This window comes from Acinetobacter sp. 22301 (genome assembly GCF_052045285.1).
Taxonomy (GTDB): Bacteria; Pseudomonadota; Gammaproteobacteria; order Pseudomonadales; family Moraxellaceae; genus Acinetobacter; species Acinetobacter pittii.
Genome location: NZ_JBQEOR010000004.1, coordinates 48,453 through 64,799, shown reverse-complemented (window position 1 = coordinate 64,799; position 16,347 = coordinate 48,453). Strand labels below are relative to the sequence as shown.

Genomic DNA, 16,347 nt, shown 5'->3' with positions numbered 1-16,347 from the left:
TTACCATTTCGCATAATGTTGTTCTAGTAAACCATATTGTTCGTTGCAATTGATGATATCGGTTGCCTCATGCTCAATCGCGCCGCTAATTTTAGCTTGCCACTGATTGAACTGGCTGCCGATCATTCTTAAGTTTATATTTTCATATCGGCACCAACCAATATGCACTTGGAGATTAAGCTTTTGATCTAGAGAGCTAATTTGCCAAAGTTCATCATTTACTTTTTCAAATAAAACATCAGTTAGTGGAAATAAGACTCCGTTAATCCATAAGCAGTTTTCATTACCAAAACTTTCATTAACACCAGAAGCCAGATTTAGCCCTATACGACGCCCTTGCTCATCCCAGAAATTACATGAAAGCCAGAACCAAGCCGTTTCAGGTCGCAAAAAACCGCAGGTATCATCTAAAGAGGCAAATGTCTTTTCATCAAATTGTACGACTTGGTTTTGCTTATTAATAAACATTCCCTCTACAGCCAATGTGGTCTGCTTTTGGGTATAAGTCCAACCATTGATGCCAGTTGGTGTACACAAACTTAATATATCGGTTCCAGCACAAAAAATACGAGCGCTGAGTTGAATCTCACCATATTTGGTCACTCGGATATATCGCACACCATTGGCATGCTGGATATCAAACTGATAAGGAGATTTAGAAAAATAACTTTGATTAAATAAGGGTTGTTCATCAAGATAGGTTTTATGCCCCAAAGGCTGAATGGCATTCCACTCAATAACCTGCCCTGTTTCATGGTCATAAATATAGAAAAAGCCATGCCCGACCCAGCCGATATCTGCAATTGCCAGACCAATACTATAGTGTTTATGTTGAATACCACAGAATTTAAATTTTTTATATTTTAATTGCTTACGCCAGCCTTTAAGGACCTTACCGTAAGGGGTTTTATAAATATAATGTTGTACGTGAATGGTTGACGGTACAGATTCAAAACGCCCGTAGCGAGGCTGTCCATTTTCTTGAATTAAATCCATTTACCCACTTCCATATGAATATTAGATTTCAAATGACCTATACCACGGTCAAATACGTATTTTCCCAAATTGTTTCAGCAAAATCGCCTTTTATTAAATGAATATAGCGCCCTGCTACACAATCTATCGCTAAGCAGTCATCAATATCAATGACTCGATCTGTGTGTGCTTTTTGCCACTGTTGATCTATAAATTGTTTACCTAATTGTTTTGCAACGACAGCATTTGGTGCAACTACAAACTCATAACGGTGAAGCTCACCGAATTCACAAGCATTATATCCACCCAGATTAATTAAATATAATTTTAAATCATCTGGTTTGGGTGCTGCATCTGTAAAATGAATTTGATAATTTTGCCCTTGAGAGTTAACACCAGAGAGCTTGGCCCAAGCATCAATATGTAATCCTTGAGCTTCACCAAACCAAGCCTGTTTAAGTTGAGGATAAACTTCTTCCAAAGTATCTCCTACAGCCATGACTACATCATGGACTTCTGTATTAGCACGTGCATGACGCCCGCCTAACATCACCATAAACAAACTTGGCATTGTATCCTCTTACATCTCGACCATTTCTACGCCATCAATACGTGCAACTGTCATTAAATCTTTATCACCACGACCTGAAACAGTCGCAATAATAATCTGATCTTTAGACATTGTTGGTGCAAGCTTAGACACATAGGCCATCGCGTGCGAGCTTTCAAGCGCAGGAATAATCCCTTCGATTTTGGTTAAATCACGGAAACCTTGTAGAGCCTCAGTATCATTAATCGGCACGTATTCTACGCGCTTCATATCTTTCAAGAAGCTATGTTCAGGGCCAACACCCGGATAATCAAGGCCCGCCGAGATACTATGTGTCTCAATAATCTGGCCTTGTTCATCACTCATCAAGTAAGTACGGTTACCATGTAATACACCAACATGACCCGCATTTAACGGCGCAGAGTGTTTACCAGTTTCAATACCAAAACCAGCTGCTTCAACACCATACATTTTCACGTTGGCATCGTTTAAGAATGGATAGAACAAGCCCATTGCATTTGAACCACCACCTACACAGGCAACTAATGCATCTGGTAAGCGACCTGCTTGCTCCAAGATCTGTTTGCGTGCTTCGCGACCAATAATCGACTGGAAGTCACGAACCAATTGAGGATATGGATGCGGGCCTGCAACTGTACCAATCACATAGTACGTCGTATCAACATTAGTTACCCAATCACGCATCGCTTCGTTCATGGCGTCTTTCAGCGTTTTAGAGCCGCTTTGTACAGGAATAACTGTAGCACCCAACAAGCGCATACGATAAACGTTCATGGCTTGACGCTTAACATCTTCAGCGCCCATATAAACAACACATTCGAGACCTAAACGTGCTGCAATTGTTGCTGTTGCTACACCATGCTGCCCAGCACCAGTTTCGGCAATAATACGTTTTTTACCAGAAAGCTTTGCCAATAACGCCTGACCAATCGTGTTGTTTACTTTGTGTGAGCCTGTATGGTTCAAGTCTTCACGTTTAAGGTAAATTTGTGCACCACCTAACTCTTTTGACCATCGCTCAGCATAATAAAGTGGACTAGGACGACCTACATAGTAGGCGAGGTCACGGTCGAATTCTGCCAAAAACTGTTCATCATTTTTCATGCGGGAATAGAGATTTTCTAAATCTTCTAATGCCGCCATTAGAGTTTCTGACACAAAACGTCCGCCATGGATACCGAAATGCCCTGCAGCATCTGGGTACTGTGTATAGTCAATCACATTGTTTTGCTGATCCACGTTGGACTCCTTGCATAAATCGTTCAATGAGTTGTTGGTCTTTTATACCTTTTGCGGACTCTACGCCTCCGCTCACATCTACTGCAAAAGCACCGGTAGTATGAATAGCGTCAATGACATTGTCAGGAGTTAAACCACCTGCCAAGATTAATGGAATATCAAGTTTTGGGAATTTAGACCAGTCAAACTGATGTCCTGTGCCCCCTTTGAGCTCAGGATGCCATGCATCGAGCAATACAGCACTGGCACCCGCTGCCTGATATTTTTGAATTTCAGCAACTACATCCAGATCAGGTTTAACCTGAATCGCTTTATACCAGCGACGTTTACAATGGCGAGCAATTTCCTGACATTGTTCTGGAGTTTCATCGCCATGTAGTTGTAATACATCTAGGGGAACACAATCAAGTACATCCTGAATTTCAGCAGCACTCGCATTTACAAACAAACCTACCATTTGTAGATAAGGTGGAATTACTTTTGCTAATTCTTGGGCCTGTTCAACCGTTACATGTCTTGGACTTGGCGGAAAAAAAACAAAACCAATCGCATCTGCTCCAGCAGCAACAACTGCCTGAACATCTTGAATGCGAGTAATTCCACAGATTTTTGCTCGTGTACGTTTTTGGTTTGATTGGCTCATGATCTGCCTAAACTACAACCATTTCTTAAAATAAGCGCCATTGTAATGCAATTTTTGTCCCTTGCGTAAAAGTTCTCTGGGAATTGCTCCAAATGACATTGTATGAAGTAAATCGCCACTTTATACTGCGTAAAATTGGAAGCAAGTGTAAGCAATTCATGCTTTAGGGAAGCTGGTGAAAGTCCGGCACTGCCCCCGCAACGGTAACAATGTAAAGCATATTTTTTAAGTCGTTCTCGACTTACACCACTGCAGTAATGTGGGAAGGTGAATATGTCCATAACATACATATGGCGCTGAAGTCCGGAGACCTACTTGTTTCATCTATCTACCCGATCATTCACGTGGGGTGAATGTATGGAGCATGTTATGTCTAAGTCTTTTCAACCTACTCGTCTGGTAGGGGCTATCGCTATTGCGATGGGGTTTTCACCTGTTATTTTTGCTGAAGATACAACGAATGTAACTCAGCTTGATCCAATTGTAGTGACTGCCACTCGTTCAGAAGAAAAAATTAAAAATGTACCCGCTCGTATCTCAATTATTGAGCCACAGATACTTGAACAATCACCAATCGCAGAGCTACCACACTTACTTATGAGTGATGCCTCTATTGATATGATGCAATATGGTGGTTACGGGCAAGCGGCATCTATCTTTACACGTGGTACAAATTCAACCCATACACTAGTACTTCGTGATGGTGTTCGTTTAAATACAGGTTCTGCTGGCTCTGCATCATTGGCTTTTATTGACACAACAGATATTAAACAAATTGAAGTATTAAAAGGGCCAGCATCTGTTTTATATGGTACAGATGCTATTGGAGGGGTAGTACAACTAATTTCAAAAACCCCTGAGAAAACTGGTGCTTTCATCACTGGTGAAATAGGTGAACAAAATACTTATAAATCTGTGGTCGGTGCTGATCTCGCTGAAAATGGATTCTATGCACAAATTCGTGGACAACGTTTAGAATCTGATGGTACTCAAGTTACAGACTTTAAAAATGCTAATGTAAAAACTGGATCTTATGATCAAAAAGGATTTAGTACAAAAATTGGTGTTGAAAAAGAACAGTATGCTGCCTCTGTAGACTATTCACAAAACCAAGGTAATTCTGTATATGTCCAATCCATTCAAGACGCCAATTATACTTTACTAGGATTAAAGAATGTATCTCAAGATTTTAAGAATGAGATCATTAATATTAAAGGTCGTGTAAACATTAATGATAACGTATCAGTGAATGCGCGCTTATCACAATTTAAAGATGACTTAAAACAAAATGACTCACACGATGCTATCTATAACACAACAAAAGAAGCTGAACTTTATAGCAAGTGGCAATTTACACCAAATCAGAATATTTTAGCAGGCGTTGCAACTAAAAATATAAAGTCTGATGTCCTTTCAGGTACTGCTCCCTATGAAGTTGATTATAATAAAGAGGTCGACAGTACGGGCTATTTCGTACAGCATCAATATCAATCCAATAAACTCCACACCCAATTAGGTTTACGTGTAGAGGATCACGAAACATTTGGCACTCATACTGTTGGACAAGCCGCTGTTCGCTATCAAGTTTTACCTACTACAAGTATTTATACTAATATCGGTACAGCATTTCGTGCACCAACCAACAATGATCTTTATGCACTTAATTGGGGGGGAAATCCTAATTTAAAGCCTGAAGAAAGTGTTTCTTATGAAATTGGTTTAGATCAAAAAATTACTGATCAGTTAAGTTTAGGATTATCTGCATATCGTAATGAAGTTGATGATTTAATTACATTTGTTACAGATCCAATTACATATGAAGGCAGATTATACAATGTCAAAAAAGCAACCTTTACAGGTGGTGAATTCAATCTAAATTGGGTAAATGATGAATTATTTACTCACCTGTCTTATGCATACGTTCAGCCTAAAGATAAAGAGACAGATCAAGATTTAAGTCGTCGTTCACGTCAAAGTCTGACGCTGACTGCTGGTTTACAAAACGAAGTTTATGGCATAAGCACGTCACTTTCTGCAAAATCTAGACCTAAAAATAGTGCAATCTCAGGCTATGCTACTGTCGATGTGAATGCATTTTGGAATGTGAATCCCAATATAAAACTATTTACAAACATCCAAAATATTGGTGATGTTCAATATGAGACTACAGCTTATGGTAGCGGTTACTATTACATTAATGGTGGCCGCCAAGCTTCTGTTGGAGTCACTTTCCGTTATTAATTTCTCACTCCAACTATAAAAATATTTTCTTAACTCCAGTTTCGGGGTAATGTTCTGACCGACATTATCCCTTTTTTATGTTCAGGATATCCATCATGGGACACCGTTTAAGCAAGATCTATACACGTACAGGCGACTCAGGCACCACTGGTTTAGGCGATGGTTCTCGTGTTGCCAAGGATGACTTACGAGTAGCCGCGCTTGGTGATGTTGATGAACTCAATGCCATTATTGGGGTACTTCGTGCTCAAATCACAGATAGCCAAGTAACTGATAAGGCCACTTGGGATAAAAGCTTAAGTTTGATTCAACATTGGCTATTCGACTTAGGTGGAGAAGTTTGTATTCCAAATTACCATCTACTCCAGCCCGTTTGTATTGAATTTCTTGAAAAAGAAATTGACCGTATGAATGAAGATTTGCCTATGTTGAAAGAATTCATTCTACCGTCTGGCACTTTATCGTGCAGTTACGCTCATCAAGCTCGTGCCGTTTGTCGTCGTGCAGAACGATCGCTCATGTCAGTACAAACTCGTGATCAAAATATTCAAGCTACAGCACTCCAACTTTTAAACCGTCTATCTGACTGGTTATTTGTCGCATCGCGTGCTTTACAGCGTGCCGAAGGCGGGCAAGAAGTGCTTTGGCAAAAAAATATTAATGAGATTATTTAAAAATAGATTAGATTAAACATGGTCTCTGCTCTTTTTTAAAGAGACCATAATCAAAAGATTTCATAGAAGAAAATTATGCGCATTATTGGTCATCGTGGTGCACGCCGAGAAGCTCCTGAAAATACACTTGGTGGGTTTCAGCACATAAAAAATTTAGGTATTCGTGGTGTCGAATTCGATATTCGTCAGCTTCAAGACCAAGAGTTAGTTGTTATTCATGATGACAATTTTTTGCGTACAGCCGGAGTCGATCAAATTGTAGAGCAATCGACTTTGGCTCAAGCGTTATCATTTGACCATCGTCAAAACTGGCCTGACTGGCCAAATTCAGAGCCAACACCTACACTCACAGCCGTTTTAAACTTACTTGATAACTTCGATCATATTGAAGTTGAAGTTAAAGCTGTAAGAGATATGGCGTTGGCCGAAAAACTCGTTCAAAAGCTTGAGACGGAATTACAGGGCTTTGAAAAAGTCGTCACCATCACAAGTTTTGACCTTCAAATTCTAACAGCCTTACGCGATATCAACTCTCAATTTAAACGTGGATTGTTAGTTGAACTTCCTATTGGGGCAACAGCAATTGAACTCGCGCATCAATATGGGTGCGGTCATATTGGTTGGCACGATCAGCTGGCAACAGATGAAATGATCCAACTATCACATCAAGCTGGTTTGAACATTAGTGTGTGGACAGTCAATGATGTAGAAAGAGCAAAAAGGCTGCGTGATTTAGAGATTCAGGGCTTAATTACAGATATTCCAACCACGATGTTAGAAGCCCTATAAATATAAAAAAGGTGGTAAAAACCACCTTTTATTTCTTTTTTGCCTGAATGAGGCGCTGACCACTCTGGTCAAGTAGATATAGCGTATTACCTACGAGTTGAAAGCGTTGAATACGTTGCAAAGCATCTACCAGCTCTGCTTCTTGAGCCAAAGCACCATCACAGCTTGAATGGCCTGCATTTACTTGCATATCAAGTTTTTGCTGACTAAAATTAAATGTATAACGGCCAAAAACAGCATTACAGCCAGTATGTCCCGATACTGTTTTGACTGCTGAGTTCAGTGAAAGGGTTGGCCATTGGTTAAAAAATTTTGCCTTATGACCACTGATCTGAGTGATCTGCCAATCAATATCTTGAATGCCATCTGGACTCACTCGCTTTTTTACAATAGGGGTTTGAGTCTGATGAACTGTTCTTTTTGTTTGAACTTTTTTCGTAGTTTGTTCGGGTGCACTTTGACATGCGGCTAATACAAGACTGATTGTGACCAAGACACACTTCAATGATAATTTTCTTGAAATATCAATGCTGTTCTTTTTTTTCAATCGTTGTACGTTCATTAAACAACTTCTCCTGCTTGAAAAACTCTTTGACATAGTTTAATTCTGTTACGGTTCTTTCAATACATCTGTACAATAATGCTAGTGATTCTCACTAAGCACGTGCTAATATGAAGGATAGAATAGCAATATATCTTGATGATTGGTTTTGCTATGTCGTTTTGTCTTTGTACCTTGTTTCACAAGGATTCTAGGAGCGCTGCCGGATATGACTTCCGCCCCACTCAAAGCCCCAATTAACTGGACCGCTAGCATTACCTTAATTGGTTTACCAATTCTTGCCGCAATCATAATCCCGATTTATGCGTATTATTATGATTTTAGTGTAAGCGCATGGGTAAGCTTATTTTTTCTTTTAGCTCTAAGTAGTATGGGGATTACTGCTGGTTACCATCGCCTTTGGGCTCACCGAGCTTATGAAGCATCGTTACCGCTTAAAATTCTTTTAATGATCGGTGGAACATTTGCCGTACAAAATAGTATTTTGTTCTGGGCATCTGGTCACCGTACTCACCATCGACATGTTGATGATGTTGATGAAGATCCGTATTCAATTGAACGTGGTTTTTGGTATGCCCATATGGGTTGGATGATCCGTGATCATTCACCATCTGAGCCAGACTTTAAAAATGCACCAGACCTACTCAATGATAAACTGGTCATGTTCCAGCATAAATATTACGCACTACTTGTAGTCGCAGTTCATGTTGGTATTTTAGGTTTAATTGGTTGGGCAACAGGTGATCTATGGGGTGTAGTCCTCCTAGGTGGTCTCTTACGTTTAATCATTAGCCATCAAGTTACATTCTTTATTAACTCGCTTTGCCATATGTTTGGTAAACGTCCTTATACAGACGAAAACTCAGCACGTGATAATTTCTGGTTAGCCATTGCCACTTGGGGCGAGGGTTACCACAACTATCACCATATCTTCCAATACGACTACCGTAATGGTGTGAAATGGTGGCAATATGACCCAACTAAATGGTTGATCTGGTCATGTTCTAAAATTGGTTTAGCTAAAAATTTACGTCGTATTCCAAGCTTTAATATTAAAAAAGCAGAACTGGCGATGAAATTTAAATACGCTGAACAAGACCTCGCTATTTATGGTCATGATGTAAATGCAGACATTACTCAAATGAAGCAACGTATTGCACAAGAGTACGAAGCATTTACACACACCTTAAATGATTGGGCAAAACTTAAAGAACAAGAGTTACAAGCGAAAAAAGCAGCAATGGCTGAAAAGATTCATAGAATGGATCATAAGCTTAAAGTTGATTTCCAATTGCTTGAACACCGTTTAAGTCATCACCGCGAATGCTTAGAAACACTGATGCGTAGTGTTAAAAAGAATACCAACGTGGTGTCAGACTAAAATAAATCCTGATCTAAAATAGCTCTTTCGGGAGCTATTTTTATGCCTGCTTTTTAACTGTGTTATAGTGAAATCCGCTCTCTCTATTTTGCTAAGCCTATGCAGTTTAATCCACTCTACCCTTCACTTCCGTCTAAATTATTCCATGTTCAGCAACCATCACCTTTACGGGGTGCAAAAGCAGGACATTTTAACAGTGCTTTGGCTGATGAACTGCAATGGTCAGAAGACGATAAAAATGCATGGGTTGAGATCTGTAGTGGACAGCGCACATTCCCTGAATTTCCGTCTCTTGCGATGGTCTATGCTGGCCACCAATTCGGACAATGGGCAGGACAACTCGGCGATGGACGTGGTTTACTAATTGCACAAATACTGAATACAAAGGGCCAAACCATCGACCTACATCTCAAAGGTGCAGGTCCTACGCCTTATTCAAGAATGGGAGATGGGCGAGCAGTATTACGTTCTGTGGTCCGTGAATATTTAGCAGGACATGCTTTAAATGCTTTAGGCGTCGCATCTAGTCATGCAGTCGGTTTTACAACCTCGACTCAAGGTGTACAGCGTGAAAAACTAGAGTTAGGCGCAATGCTACTTAGAACATCTGAATGTCATATTCGTTTAGGACACTTCGAATGGATTAATCAATATGCGCCTGAATTGCTGTCAGAATTCACTCAAAAATGTATTGAATGGCATTATCCAGAATGCTTAGAAACTGAAAATCCAATTTTATCCTTTGCCAAAAAGGTAGTTGAACGTACTGCAATTATGATTGCAAAATGGCAATTGGTTGGATTTGCTCATGGAGTGATGAATACCGATAACTTAAATATTACAGGTTCAACACTCGATTTTGGGCCATATGGTTTTATGGAGCGTTTCCGCCCCAACTGGATCAACAATCACTCGGACTACCAAGGCCGTTATACTTATCAAAATCAACCGAGTATAGGTCATTGGAACTTATGGACGTGGTTAAATAACTTAATTCCTCTCGCTGAGCCTGAACAAAAAGATGAGTTCAAAGAAGAGTTAGCACGTTGCTTAGAACAATTTGAACCAATCTTTTTAGAACACTATGGACAAGGTTTATGTCAAAAAATGGGACTTCCCCATTTTCATAAAGACAGTCTTGATTGTAGTTTTAGTTTTTTAAAGATCTTACAAACTGAACAACTCGATTACACTCAAAGTTTTATTCGTCTTCAAAATAAAGAATACAAAGCTTTACGAGATGATTGTCTGGATATTCGACAGTTTGATGAGTTTCTTAGGCAATATGAAAGCATTCGTGAACATCAAGATATTGATGAGCTGGATGCAAATATGCAAAAAGCAAATCCAGTTTATGTTTTACGGAACCACATGGCGCAGCGTGCTATTGAAGCAGCGGAAAGAGATGATTTTAGCGAAGTAGATCGTTTATTTAAGCTACTTAATCATCCATACACAAGACAACCGGAGCTTGAGCAACCACAAGATTTAGGGCCATTACCAAGTGATGTTCCAGATGTAGCAGTGAGTTGTTCATCTTAATATTAAAAAACTAAAACTCTCTTAAGTTAATTTGAGACACTTAAGAGAGTTCATTGAGTATAAAAAATAATATATGAAAATTAAACCCCTCATTATTTGTACATTTCTTATAGTTCCACTGGGAATCGCTTTTTATAATTATGAAAAATATTTACCGACTTTTACGTCAGGCCATCAAGCGCTCTCAAAAGAAGAAATATTAGAACTCATAAAGACCAAGCCAGTTACCTCAATTGAAGTGTTTAAAAACCAACGTCTACTTCTGCTCAAGAGTAATCAGGAGGTGATTCGGCAATATCCGATTCGTCTCGGCTTTAATCCTAAAGGGCATAAACACTTTGAAAATGATGGTAAAACACCTGAAGGAATTTATTCTATAGATTGGCGAAACTCACAAAGTGCTTACTATAAATCTTTGCATATTTCCTATCCCAATACGAAAGATATTGCTTATGCCAAGCAACATAATCAACCAACGGGAGGAGATATCATGATTCATGGATCTGTTCCGAAATCATTACTCTCGATGCCTTTTAGCTCGACTTATATGCCCCATAAGGATTGGACGTTAGGATGTATCGCTATTAGAAATGTAGATATAGATGAGATTTGGCAATTAGTACCCAATCATACCAAGATTATAATTTATCCATAAAATCTTTAAACTATCCACATTTTCTGTGGATAACATTGTGGTTATCCACAGAATAACTTTTATGAAGACTTACTCTTCAGGATATTCGAAGCGATAACCTACACCATAAACGGCTTGAATCCACTCATGACGGTTACCAGTTTCTGCTGCTTCACTAATTTTTCGGCGCAAGTTTTTGATATGGCTATCAATCACACGATCGGCAACATCAAAGCTATCTGGATTAATATGATCCAATAATTGTGCACGTGAATAAACTTGCCCCACATGCTCTAAAAATAACTCAAGTAAGCGAAATTCGGTTGGCGTTAAACTCAATGATTTTTGTTGATACCAAATTCTTTGTTGTGCTTTATCAATTCGGAAAGAATCATTTTGCTCAGGCTCTGCTTTACGCTCTAAACGGCGTAGCACAGCTTGTACACGAGCAACTAACTCTTTTGGACTAAATGGTTTACATACGTAATCATCAGCGCCCATGTTAAGACCTAATACTCGGTCAATTTCTTCGGTACGGGCAGTGACCATAATAATCGGTAAATCTGATTGTTCACGAACTTTACGGCAGATCGTTAAACCATCCATTCGTGGAACCATTAGGTCCAGAATCATCAAATTTGGTTTACGTTGCTGGAAACTCGCATAGGCATCTTGACCATCATGAAACATACTTACTTCAAAACCGGCAGCTTCAAGATAATCACGCACTAAATGCGCTAATTCGACTTCATCTTCAACCAACATCACATGTTTCATGAGATATTTTTCCTTTTATATTTAACTCTGCTTTTTAAAAGTGAGCACACAACGTAAACCACCTAGCGGTGAATGTTCAAAACTGAGTGTACCACCAAGCGCCTGCGCAATTTTACAAGACAAAGCCAAGCCTAGCCCTGTTCCACCTGTACTACGCGTACGCGAATCATCTACGCGATAGAAACGTTCACCTAAACGGGATAACTGCTCATCACTTAAACCAAACGGACTGTCATCCACATACAAAGTCCACTCTTGAGGAGTCTGACTTGTATGAATATGAATTTTGCCACCTGTTTCCGTGTAACGAATACTATTACTAATTAAATTAACAATAATCTGTTTAAACCGGTCACGGTCTAATAATAGCGGAGAACTTGTTCCTTCAACCTGAATTTCGAGACCGGCCTGCTCAAGTTTTGGTTTAAAGTTTTCAACTTCTTGTAGTACCACTTCCCATGGATTAACAGAGCTCAAATAACACTTAAGCTGCTGGGCATCTGCCTGCGCCAAATCTGCAAGGTCTTGGGTCAATTTTTTCAAGCTTGAAACCTGACGCATCATTGCATCTAAATGTTCAGGTGTAGCTTTTCGAATCCCGTCTTGCATCGCTTCAATTTGTGCTTGCAATACAGCCAAAGGCGTTTTTAACTCATGAGAAGTATCAGCCACCCATTGACGTCGTGACTCTTCATGCTGATGTAAAATCTCTGCCAAATGGTTCAATTGAGTTGATAAATCACCTAACTCATCATTGCGCTTAATGACCACTTGGTGTTGATAATTTCCTTTGGTTAATTCATTCGTTGCATTTAATAAACGCTGAATTGGCTTTTTAAAATAAGTCGCCATTAACAGCGCTGCAACTAGACTTGATAGTAAAGTTAAAGCATAAATTAAGAGTAAATAACGCTTTTGATTACTAAAGAAATTAATACTCAAAGCATCTTCTTTATCTAAAACTGGCTTTAAACCTAAATATCCAACAACTTGATTGTTTAAAATAATCGGGCGAAATGACATTTGATCTGAAGAAGGCGGTTCACCTACCACAAACTGGTGTCGTGCATCATATAAAGATAAACGTGAACTCAACCCTAAACGGTCTGGCAAAGCAATAAAACGTTTCTTCCCATTTTGGGTTTCAATATCTTTTAGGCTTCCCTTCTTTGACTTATTTTTATCATCACTTGGACGAAACTGGTTTGCACTTAAGGGGAATCTTAGCCCTTCAAAGGGTTGATATTGAGAAGGTAAATTTTGCTCAAGCGTTCTTAACTCTTCATCACTAAAAATAGTATTTTTATTGGTCGGTGCAACTTGCGGTGAAATATTAATAAGGGCATGTTCATCAAAAGAATGCTGCTGTATGGCAATATCATATTGACGACGAAGCCACCACTGTGAGAGACGATCATAGTCATCAGGAGCCGCGGTGCCTTCGATTTGTAAAATCTGTGCCTGAATCGCATTTCCCCAATCATGGTATACCGTATAAACATCACCCAGATTGGTAATGAGGCGGTCTAGTTTCTGCATTTCAACGTCAGCCACATATTTGGCAAAGTTCTTTTGCATTGTCCAGTGCAAAACGCTCAAGCTTGCAGTCGCAATAAGCAATGTGGTGAGCAAGACTGTCAAAAATAACCGTAATGCAATGGGAACACGTAGAACGTTCAAAAGCACTCTCTCATTTTTACGCTATATTTTGCATTGTAACCAACAACGAAAAGAAAAACTCTCCATTGTTTCTACATCTTTATTATCTAATCTTTAAGCCATCAGAAAACACAACATTAAAGGTCTTTAAATATGAAAATGACGGCAAAAATTGCATTATTCAGTGCGGCAATTGTAACAATGGGAAGTTTGGCTGCGTGTCAATCGACAACTCAACCACCTAAACAAGAGCATGGAATGATGCAAGATGGCCCACGTGAGGGTCACCACCGTATGAAGCACCGTGAATTCACTCCAGAACAAAAAGCTGCATGGGAACAGCACCGCGCAGAACGTCAAGCTCGCTTTGAACAAATCCAAAAAGCATGTGATGGTAAGGCCAATGGACAACCCGTAAGTGTTCAAATTGGGGATAAGACACTTGAAGGGACTTGTAACCTTCGTTTTGAACCTAAACGCCCTCAACCACCTGTTAATGCCCCTGCTCCTGCACCAGTTCAAGCAAAATAATTCTAAAAATCATAAAACAAAAGGCGCCTATAGGCGCCTTTTGTTTATACATAAGTGTTTACGATTTTGACTATTTGTATCATATAAACATAACCAAAAGTATTTACACTCAAAGCACTTACATAGTTTCAGCATTTTTTTCTTGACTTTGCAGTCACAAAGTAAAGGTCCTGAGGTGCTTGTACAGTTATGCAAGTTGTTGCACGATGTAATAGTCCAAGGTGCCTCATGGCACATTATCATAGATTAAGATTATAACTCTGGTTTCACCAGTATTGAGGAACCCGATATGCCACAATACAAAGCGCCCTTACGTGATATGCAATTCGTTTTGCATGAATTATTAAATGCTGAAGAACACTATGCAAAATTACCTGATTTCCAAGGTAACGTAAGCCGTGAATTGGTTGATCAATATTTAGAAGCTGCGGCGGACTTCTGTGAAAATGAACTTTCTCCTCTAAACCAAGTGGGCGACCGTGAAGGTTGTACTTGGAATGATGGCGTAGTCACTACTCCAACAGGTTTTAAAGAAGCTTATCAAAAATATATTGAACTTGGCTTTCCGTCTTTATCAGCAGAAGAACAATACGGTGGTCAGGCCTTACCTAACTCTTTAGGTATCGCAATTTCTGAAATGGTAGGTAGCTCTAACTGGGCATGGGGCATGTACCCAGGCTTGTCTCACGGAGCTGTACGTACGTTAGAACATCACGGTTCTGATGAACAAAAAAATACTTATTTACCAAACCTTGTTTCAGGTGTTTGGACAGGTACGATGTGCTTAACTGAGTCTCATGCAGGTTCAGACTTGGGTATTATCCGTACTAAAGCAGAACCAAATGCTGATGGTAGCTATGCAATCTCTGGCGAGAAAATTTTTATCTCTGCTGGTGAACATGACATGGCTGAGAACATCATCCATATCGTTCTTGCTCGCCTACCTGGTGCACCCAAAGGTACTAAAGGTATCTCATTATTCATCGTTCCTAAATTCAATGTAAATGCAGATGGATCTATTGGCGAACGTAATGCGGTACGTTGTGGTTCTATCGAACACAAAATGGGTATTCATGGTAACGCAACTTGTGTCATTAACTTTGACCAAGCTAAAGGTTACTTGATTGGACCTGAAAACCGTGGTTTGAACTGTATGTTCACCTTCATGAACACAGCACGTATTGGTACTGCTGTTCAAGGTTTAGCAGCGTCTGAATCATCTTTCCAAGGTGCGTTGACTTACGCGAAAGAACGTTTAGCAATGCGTTCACTTTCTGGTCCTAAAGCTCCAGAAAAAGAAGCAGACCCTATTATCGTTCACCCTGCTGTTCGTAACATGCTTTTAACTCAAAAAGCGTTTGCTGAAGGTGGTCGTGCTCTTGTTTACTTACTTGCTCAATACGCAGATATCGTTGAAAAAGGCGAAACTGAAGAAGAGCGTAAGTTTGCTGACAACATCTTGTCTTTATTGACTCCAATTGCAAAAGCATTCTTAACTGAAACAGGTTCTGAATCTGCTAAGCACGGTGTACAAGTCTTCGGTGGTCATGGCTTTATTTCTGAGCATGGCATGGAACAAATCGTACGTGATACACGTATTGCTTGCTTATACGAAGGTACAACTGAAATTCAAGCACTTGATTTGTTAGGTCGTAAAGTATTGCAAACTCAAGGTGCAATGCTACGTGACTTCACTAAGATCATCCATAAATTCGTAGAAGCAAACAAAGACAACGCTGCTATGAAAGAATTTGTTGAACCGCTTGCGGCGCTTAACAAAGAATGGGGCGATCTTACTATGCAAATCGGTATGCGTGCTATGCAAAACCCAGATGAAGTCGGTGCTGCTGCTGTAGATTACCTATACTTCGCAGGTTATATCACTTTAGCTTACCTATGGGCTCGTATGGCGCTTGTAGCACAAGAGAAATTAGCAGAAGGTACAACCGATGTTGACTTCTACAATGCGAAAGTAACTACTGCTCGTTTCTACTTCAAGAAAATCTTGCCACGTGTACGTTCTCACGTAGATGTGATCGCAGGTGGTCTAGATCCATTAATGTCATTAGACGCTGAACATTTCGCTTTCTAACCATAGTTAGTTGCGATATGCAATGTTAAAAAACAAA

Annotated in this window: 15 protein-coding genes and 1 riboswitch; of the genes, 8 read left to right on the top strand and 7 right to left on the bottom strand. The window is 39.6% G+C overall.

Annotated features, from left to right (window positions below; all coding sequences use genetic code 11):
* Genes ACTJJH_RS08515 through ACTJJH_RS08500 form a run of 4 tightly spaced genes read right to left on the bottom strand, consistent with a single transcriptional unit; the run spans position 1 to position 3,428 of the window.
* Positions 1-996, bottom strand: coding sequence for a DUF2804 domain-containing protein (locus ACTJJH_RS08515; RefSeq protein ID WP_005804702.1), 996 nt, complete (start codon positions 994-996; stop codon positions 1-3).
* A gap of 37 nt (positions 997-1,033) precedes the next feature.
* Complete coding sequence (locus ACTJJH_RS08510; RefSeq protein WP_317808928.1) at positions 1,034-1,546, bottom strand: DUF1543 domain-containing protein; 513 nt, start codon at positions 1,544-1,546, stop codon at positions 1,034-1,036.
* A gap of 9 nt (positions 1,547-1,555) precedes the next feature.
* Positions 1,556-2,785 carry a tryptophan synthase subunit beta gene (gene trpB, locus ACTJJH_RS08505; RefSeq protein ID WP_017385619.1) on the bottom strand — a complete coding sequence of 410 codons (1,230 nt, stop codon included), beginning with the start codon at positions 2,783-2,785 and terminating at the stop codon, positions 1,556-1,558.
* Positions 2,760-3,428: a phosphoribosylanthranilate isomerase gene (locus ACTJJH_RS08500; protein WP_440600997.1), complete on the bottom strand. Its 669-nt coding sequence runs from the start codon at positions 3,426-3,428 to the stop codon at positions 2,760-2,762. The genes trpB and ACTJJH_RS08500 overlap by 26 nt, the downstream gene beginning before the upstream one ends.
* 126 nt (positions 3,429-3,554) lie before the next feature.
* A riboswitch (cobalamin riboswitch) is annotated at positions 3,555-3,761 on the top strand.
* A gap of 36 nt (positions 3,762-3,797) precedes the next feature.
* Between ACTJJH_RS08500 and ACTJJH_RS08495 the strand changes: the two genes are divergently transcribed.
* The 3 genes from ACTJJH_RS08495 (at position 3,798) to ACTJJH_RS08485 (ending at position 7,132) form a co-directional block, all read left to right on the top strand.
* Complete coding sequence (locus ACTJJH_RS08495) at positions 3,798-5,669, top strand: TonB-dependent receptor plug domain-containing protein (RefSeq protein ID WP_086393585.1); 1,872 nt, start codon at positions 3,798-3,800, stop codon at positions 5,667-5,669.
* 95 nt (positions 5,670-5,764) lie between these two features.
* Positions 5,765-6,343, top strand: coding sequence for a cob(I)yrinic acid a,c-diamide adenosyltransferase (locus tag ACTJJH_RS08490; RefSeq protein WP_311081563.1), 579 nt, complete (start codon positions 5,765-5,767; stop codon positions 6,341-6,343).
* Between the two features lie 75 nt (positions 6,344-6,418).
* Positions 6,419-7,132, top strand: coding sequence for a glycerophosphodiester phosphodiesterase (locus tag ACTJJH_RS08485; RefSeq protein WP_440600996.1), 714 nt, complete (start codon positions 6,419-6,421; stop codon positions 7,130-7,132).
* 28 nt (positions 7,133-7,160) lie between these two features.
* Here the strand turns inward: ACTJJH_RS08485 and ACTJJH_RS08480 are convergent, their stop codons facing one another.
* Positions 7,161-7,694, bottom strand: coding sequence for an META domain-containing protein (locus tag ACTJJH_RS08480; protein ID WP_262728174.1), 534 nt, complete (start codon positions 7,692-7,694; stop codon positions 7,161-7,163).
* A 208-nt stretch (positions 7,695-7,902) separates the two neighbouring features.
* Between ACTJJH_RS08480 and ACTJJH_RS08475 the strand changes: the two genes are divergently transcribed.
* The 3 genes from ACTJJH_RS08475 (at position 7,903) to ACTJJH_RS08465 (ending at position 11,272) form a co-directional block, all read left to right on the top strand.
* Positions 7,903-9,075: an acyl-CoA desaturase gene (locus tag ACTJJH_RS08475; protein ID WP_002116208.1), complete on the top strand. Its 1,173-nt coding sequence runs from the start codon at positions 7,903-7,905 to the stop codon at positions 9,073-9,075.
* A 99-nt stretch (positions 9,076-9,174) separates the two neighbouring features.
* Entirely contained in the window at positions 9,175-10,617 is a 1,443-nt protein-coding gene (locus tag ACTJJH_RS08470) for a protein adenylyltransferase SelO (RefSeq protein WP_440600995.1), read from the top strand.
* A 73-nt stretch (positions 10,618-10,690) separates the two neighbouring features.
* The gene (locus ACTJJH_RS08465) at positions 10,691-11,272 is read left to right on the top strand and encodes a L,D-transpeptidase family protein (RefSeq protein ID WP_276124953.1); all 582 of its coding nucleotides are present in this window, start codon (positions 10,691-10,693) and stop codon (positions 11,270-11,272) included.
* Positions 11,273-11,341: 69 nt separating this feature from the next.
* Here the strand turns inward: ACTJJH_RS08465 and ACTJJH_RS08460 are convergent, their stop codons facing one another.
* The gene (locus ACTJJH_RS08460) at positions 11,342-12,028 is read right to left on the bottom strand and encodes a response regulator (RefSeq protein WP_002116101.1); all 687 of its coding nucleotides are present in this window, start codon (positions 12,026-12,028) and stop codon (positions 11,342-11,344) included.
* Positions 12,029-12,049: 21 nt separating this feature from the next.
* Positions 12,050-13,708, bottom strand: a complete 1,659-nt coding sequence (baeS, locus tag ACTJJH_RS08455) for a sensor histidine kinase efflux regulator BaeS (protein ID WP_262448570.1) — start codon at positions 13,706-13,708, stop codon at positions 12,050-12,052.
* 132 nt (positions 13,709-13,840) lie between these two features.
* Here baeS and ACTJJH_RS08450 point away from each other — a divergent pair, with 132 nt between their 5' ends.
* Complete coding sequence (locus tag ACTJJH_RS08450) at positions 13,841-14,218, top strand: hypothetical protein (RefSeq protein WP_032005543.1); 378 nt, start codon at positions 13,841-13,843, stop codon at positions 14,216-14,218.
* Between the two features lie 289 nt (positions 14,219-14,507).
* The gene (locus ACTJJH_RS08445; protein WP_005804712.1) at positions 14,508-16,310 is read left to right on the top strand and encodes an acyl-CoA dehydrogenase C-terminal domain-containing protein; all 1,803 of its coding nucleotides are present in this window, start codon (positions 14,508-14,510) and stop codon (positions 16,308-16,310) included.
* Positions 16,311-16,347 lie beyond the last annotated feature (37 nt).